This window comes from Kitasatospora sp. NPDC094015, from assembly GCF_040304075.1.
Lineage (GTDB): Bacteria > Actinomycetota > Actinomycetes > Streptomycetales > Streptomycetaceae > Kitasatospora.
This window is the reverse complement of the sequence record NZ_JBEOUL010000071.1, coordinates 1-6007: the sequence shown is the minus strand read 5'-3', so window position 1 is coordinate 6007 and position 6007 is coordinate 1. Positions and strand designations below refer to the sequence as shown.

General features: G+C 73.4%; 1 protein-coding gene. It reads right to left on the bottom strand.

Annotation, left to right across the window (positions count from 1 at the left end):
• Nucleotides 1-6007 (bottom strand): non-ribosomal peptide synthetase (locus tag ABT014_RS34250; RefSeq protein WP_350643728.1); only part of this gene is annotated, 6007 nt, incomplete at both ends.

Here is a 6007-nt window from a genome sequence, read left to right as displayed (position 1 = left end):
CCTCGACCGACACCCCCTGCCAACCCGACAGCAACGCCTCGCGCTCACCCCCGGCCAGCAACTCCACCCCACCGACCCGACCGTCCGGATCCACCGCCACCGCCCCCAGCAACCGCTGGAACCGCCCGACCAACAACTCCGCCGACCCCCGGTCGAACAGATCCGCCGAGAACTCCACACTGCCGCCGAGGCCGAGGCCGGCCCGCTCGACGATGCTGAACGAGAGGTCGAACTTGGCCTCCTCGCCCACGGGTTCCAGCGGCCGGACCGCAAGGCCGGGCAGCGCCAGGTCATCGCCGCCCGCTGCGGCCTCGTCGAAGCTGACCATCACCTGGAAGAGCGGGTGCCGGGACATCGAGCGGTCGGGGTTGAGCACCTCGACCAGCCGCTCGAACGGCACGTCCTGGTGCGCGAACGCCGCCAGATCCGCATCCCGCACCCGGCCCACCAGCTCGCGGAAGGTCGGGTCGCCCGACACGTCCGTCCGCAGCACCAGCGTGTTCACGAAGAACCCGACCAGCTCGTCCAGGGCCTCGTCGGTCCGACCCGCCACCGGCGTCCCGAGCGGAATGTCCGTCCCCGCCCCGAGCCGCGACAGCAACGCCGCCACCGCCGCCTGCACCACCATGAACACCGTCGCCCCGCACTCCCGCGCCAGCGCACCCAGCGCCTGCGAGGTCGCAGCGTCGAGGGCAAAGTCGACCAGCTCGGCGCGCGCGCCCGACTCGGCCGGCCGGGGCCGGTCGGCGGGGAGGGCGAGTTCGGCCGGCAGCTCGGCCAGCGTCGAGCGCCAGTAAGCCAGTTGCGCCGAGATCAGGCTGCCCGGGTCGGACTCCTCCCCCAGCAACTCCCGCTGCCACAGCGTGTAGTCCGCGTACTGCACCGGGAGGGCCGCCCAGCCGGGAGCCCGGTCGGTGGTCCGCGCCGCATAGGCCTCGGCGAGGTCGCGGGCGAACGGGGCCATCGACCAGCCGTCGGCGGCGATGTGGTGCACGACCACCAGCAGCACCGACTCCTGCTCCGACTCGCGGAACAGCCAGGCGCGCAGCGGCAGATCCACCGTCACGTCGAACGAGCACGCCGCCGCCTCCGCCAGCCCCGCGGAGCCGTCCACCAGCGTCAGCAGCTCACCGACCTCGGACACCGGCAGCACCCGCTGGAACGGCACACCCTCCAGCTCCGGGAACACCGTCCGCAGGCTCTCGTGCCGACCCACCACATCCCGCAACGCCCCACCCAGCGCCGCAACATCCACCGCACCCGACAACCGCAGCCCGATCGGAATGTTGTACGTCGAACCCGCGTCCTCGAACCGGTTCAGGAACCACAACCGCTGCTGCGCGAACGACAGCGGGACGCTCTCCGGCCGGTCCACGGAGCGCAGACCGCCGCGGGCCTCGCCGGCCCCGCCCAGCCGCTCGGCCAGGGCCGCCACCGTCGGGGCGTCGAACAGGGCGCGGATCGGCGCCTCGATGCCCAGCTCGGTGCGGATCCGGCTGACCAGCCTCGTCACCAGCAGCGAGTGGCCGCCCAGCGCGAAGAAGCCGTCGTCGATGCCGACCCGCTCCAGCCCGAGCACCTCGGCGAACAGGGCGCAGAGCACCCGCTCGGTGGCGGTGCGCGGCTCCCGGCCGGCCGCCGCCGCGGCGAAGTCCGGTGCGGGCAGGGCCCGCCGGTCCAGCTTGCCGTTGGGGTTCAGCGGCAGCGCGTCCAGCAGGACGAACGCCGCGGGCACCATGTACTCCGGCAGCGCGGCGGCCGCGTGCTCGCGCAGCCCACCGGCCTCGACCCCGGGCCCGGCCACCAGGTAGGCCACCAGCCGCTGGTCACCCGGCTGATCCTCGCGGACCAGCACGGCGGCCTGGGCCACGCCCTGGTACCCGGTCAACACGGTCTCGATCTCGCCGAGTTCGATCCGGAAGCCGCGGACCTTCACCTGGCTGTCGGAGCGGCCGAGGTAGTCCAGCTCGCCGTCCGGCGTCCAGCGGACCACGTCGCCGGTCCGGTACATCCGGGTGCCGGGCGGGCCGAACGGGTCCGGCAGGAAGCGGTCCGCCGTCAGGTCGGGGCGGTTCAGGTAGCCACGCGCCAGACCGGCGCCGGCCACGAAGAGCTCGCCCGGCACCCCGGCGGGCACCGGCCGCAGCGCCTGGTCGAGCACGTGGACCCGGGTGTTGGCGATCGGCCGGCCGATCGGGGGCGCCGAGCCGACCGCCGTGTCGGTGTACCAGGCGGTCGCGTAGACGGTGGTCTCGGTCGGCCCGTAGACGTTGGCGACGGTGGCGCCGGGCGCCGCCGCCCGGACCGCCTCCAGGGTGTGCGCCGAGAGGCCTTCGCCGGCGAGCGCCACCATCCGGGTGTCCAGCTCCAGCCGGCCCTGGCCGACCAGGTGGGCCAGGGCGGAGGGCACGCCGCTCAGCAGGCTCCCGCTCCAGCGCGTGCCCTCGCCCTCCAGGAGGGCCAGCACGTCCCGGACGATCTCGATCCGCCCGCCGCTCAGCAGCGGCCCGAACATCTCGAACACCGACACGTCGAAGTTGAGCGAGGTGGCGGCCAGCACGTGCGAGAGCCGCTCCGGCCCGAGCTCGGCGGCGGCCCAGGCCGCGAGGCCGGCCACGTTCCGGTGCGCCACCACGACGCCCTTGGGGCGCCCGGTCGAACCGGAGGTGTAGATCACGTACGCGGCGTGGTCCGGCAGCAGCTCGGCGGCCCGGTCGGGCGCGGCCGGTGCCGTCCCCGGCCGGGACGCGATCAGCGCCTCGGTCTCCGGGTCGTCCAGCACCACCAGCGGCACGCCACCGGCCACGGCGGCGGTGGCGGCCACCGTCACCGCAAGGGTGGGGGCGGCGTCCGCGAGCATGTAGGCGATCCGGTCGGCCGGGTAGTTCGGGTCGACCGGCAGGTACGCCGCACCCGACTTCAGCACGGCGAGTACCGCCACCATCATCGCCGTCGAGCGCGGCAGCGACAGCGCGACGAAGTCCTCCGGCCGCACGCCGCGGTCGATCAGCAGCCGGGCCAGCCGGTTGGCGCGGACGTCCAGCTCCGCATAGGTCAGTTCGACGCCGTCGCAGACCACCGCCACCGCGTCCGGGGTCCGCCGGACCTGCGCCTCGAACAGCTCCGGGACGGTGCCCGGAGGCACCGCGAGGGCGGTGTCGTTCCGGACCACCAGCAGCTCGTGCCGCTCCTGGGCGGAGAGCAACTCCGCTTCACCGACCGCCCGTTCGGGGTCGGCCAGCACCGCCTCCAGCAGCCTGGCGAGCCGCGCGAGCACGGTCTCCACGGTGGCCCGGTCGAACAGGTCGGTGGCGAACTCGACGCTGCCGGCCAGACCGGTGGCGCCTTCGTCGACGAAGCTGAACGAGAGGTCGAACTTGGCGACCCGGCCCACCCCGGCGAGCGGCTCGGCCTTCAGTCCGGGCAGGGCGACGTCCTCGGTGCCGGCGCCGTCGTCGGTGAAGTTCAGCATCACCTGGAAGAGCGGGTGCCGGGACATCGAACGCGCCGGGTTGACCACCTCCACCAGCCGCTCGAACGGCACGTCCTGGTGCGCGAACGCCGCCAGATCCGCATCCCGCACCCGACCGACCAGCTCACGGAAGCTCGGGTCACCCGACACGTCCGTCCGCAGCACCAGCGTGTTCACGAAGAACCCGACCAGCTCGTCCAAGGCCTCGTCGGTCCGACCCGCCACCGGCGTCCCGAGCGGAATGTCCGTCCCCGCCCCGAGCCGCGACAGCAACGCCGCCACCGCCGCCTGCACCACCATGAACACCGTCGCCCCGCACTCCCGCGCCAGCGCACCCAGCGCCTGCGAGGTCGCAGCGTCCCAGTGGAAGGCCACCACCTCACCGCGGTGGGTCGCCTCGACCGGCCGCGGGCGGTCGGTCGGCAGCTCCAGCAGCTCGGGCGCGCCCGCAAGGGCCGAGCGCCAGTACGCCAGCTGCGCCGAGACCAGGCTGCCCGGGTCGGACTCCTCTCCAAGCAACTCCCGCTGCCAGAGCGCGTAGTCGGCGTACTGGACGCCGAGCTCGTCCCACTCCGGCGCGGTGCCGGCGCAGCGGGCGGCGTAGGCGGTGCCCAGGTCACGGGCGAGCGGGAGCATCGACCAGCCGTCGGCGGCGATGTGGTGCAGCACCACCAGCAGGACGGACTCCTGGGCGGACTCCTGGAACAGCCAGGCGCGCAGCGGCAGATCGACCGTCACGTCGAACGAGCAGGCCGCCGCCTCCGCCAGGCCGGCGGAGCCGTCCACCAGCGTCAGCAGCTCACCGATCTCGGACAGCGGCAGCACTCGCTGGAACGGCACACCCTCCAGCTCCGGGAACACCGTCCGCAGGCTCTCGTGCCGCCCCACCACGTCCCGCAGTGCCGCACCGAGCGCCGGCACGTCCACCGCACCGGACAGCCGCAGCCCGATCGGAATGTTGTACGTGGAGCCCGCATCCTCGAACCGGTTCAGGAACCACAACCGCTGCTGCGCGAACGACAGCGGCAGCACCTCGGGGCGGACGACCTGGCGCAGCCCCGTACGGGCCGTGCCCGCGTCGCCGAGGCGTTCGGCCAGGCCGGCGACGGTGCCGGTCTCGAACAGGGCGCGGAGCGGGAGTTCGACGGCGAGTTCGGTGCGGATGCGGCTGACCAGGCGGGTGACCAGGAGGGAGTGACCGCCCAGGGTGAAGAAGTTGTCGTCGATGGAGACCCGCTCCACGCCCAGGAGTTCGGCGAACAGGCCGCAGAGCACCCGCTCGCGGTCGGTGCGCGGGGCCCGGCCCTGCGGATCCGTCCCCACCTCCGGGGCGGGCAGCGCCCGGCGGTCGAGCTTGCCGTGCACCGTCAGCGGGAACTCCGCCAGCACCACCAACGCCGACGGCACCATGTACCCCGGCAGCGCCGCCGCCACGTGCGCCCGCACCCCGTCGACGTCGAGGACGACCCCGGCGTGCGGGACCAGATAGCCGACCAGCCGATCCTGCTCACGCACCAGCACCGCCGCCTGCGCAACCGCCGGGTGCGCGGCCAACACCGCCTCGATCTCACCCAGTTCGATCCGGAAACCGCGGATCTTCACCTGGTCGTCCGCCCGGCCGAGGTACTCCAGCACCCCAGCCGCGGTCCACCGCACCAGATCCCCGGTCCGATACATCCGCGTACCCGCCGCACCGAACGGATCCGGCAGGAACCGCTCGGCCGTCAGATCCGGGCGGTTCAGATACCCACGCGCCAGCCCCGCACCCGCGAGGAACAACTCCCCCGGCACACCCGGCGGCACCAGGCCCAGACCCTCGTCCAGCACGTACGCAAGGGTGTTGTCGATCGGCCGGCCGATCACCGGCACCTCGGACGCCGCCAGCGGCCACGCCACCGCGTCCACCGTGCACTCCGTCGGACCGTAGTAGTTGTGCACCACCGTCCGCTCCACGCCACGCAACCGCGACCACAACTCCGCACCCAACGCCTCACCACCCACCATCAGCAGGGCGGGGGCGGGGCCGTCCTCGGCGAGCAGGCCTTCGCCCATCAGTACCGAGAGGTAGGAGGGGGTGAGGTCGAGGAAGTCGATGCGGTGCTCGGCCAGGTAGGCGATCAGCGCGCCCGCGTCGAGCCTGATCTCGTCCGGGACCAGGTGCAGTTGGTGGCCGGCCACCAGCATGCAGAGGGCGTCCAGCGAGGTGTCGAAAGTGGTGCCGGCCACGAGGGCCGCCGGTACGCCGGTCCGGTCGCCGAAGTGCGGTCCGATCAGTGACCGCAGGTGCGTCTGCAACAGCGCTGCCAGGCTGTGGTGTTCGACCACGACGCCCTTGGGCCGCCCGGTCGAACCCGAGGTGTAGATCACGTACGCCGGATGCCGCGGCGACACCACCAGACCGAGATCACCCGCCTCCCGGCCGGCGATCGAGGCCGCGGTACCCGGCTCGTCCAGCACCAGAACCGGCACCGACGAACCCTCCAGCACCCCCACCGTCGAACCGACCGCCAGCGCCAGCACCGGCTGCGCGTCCGC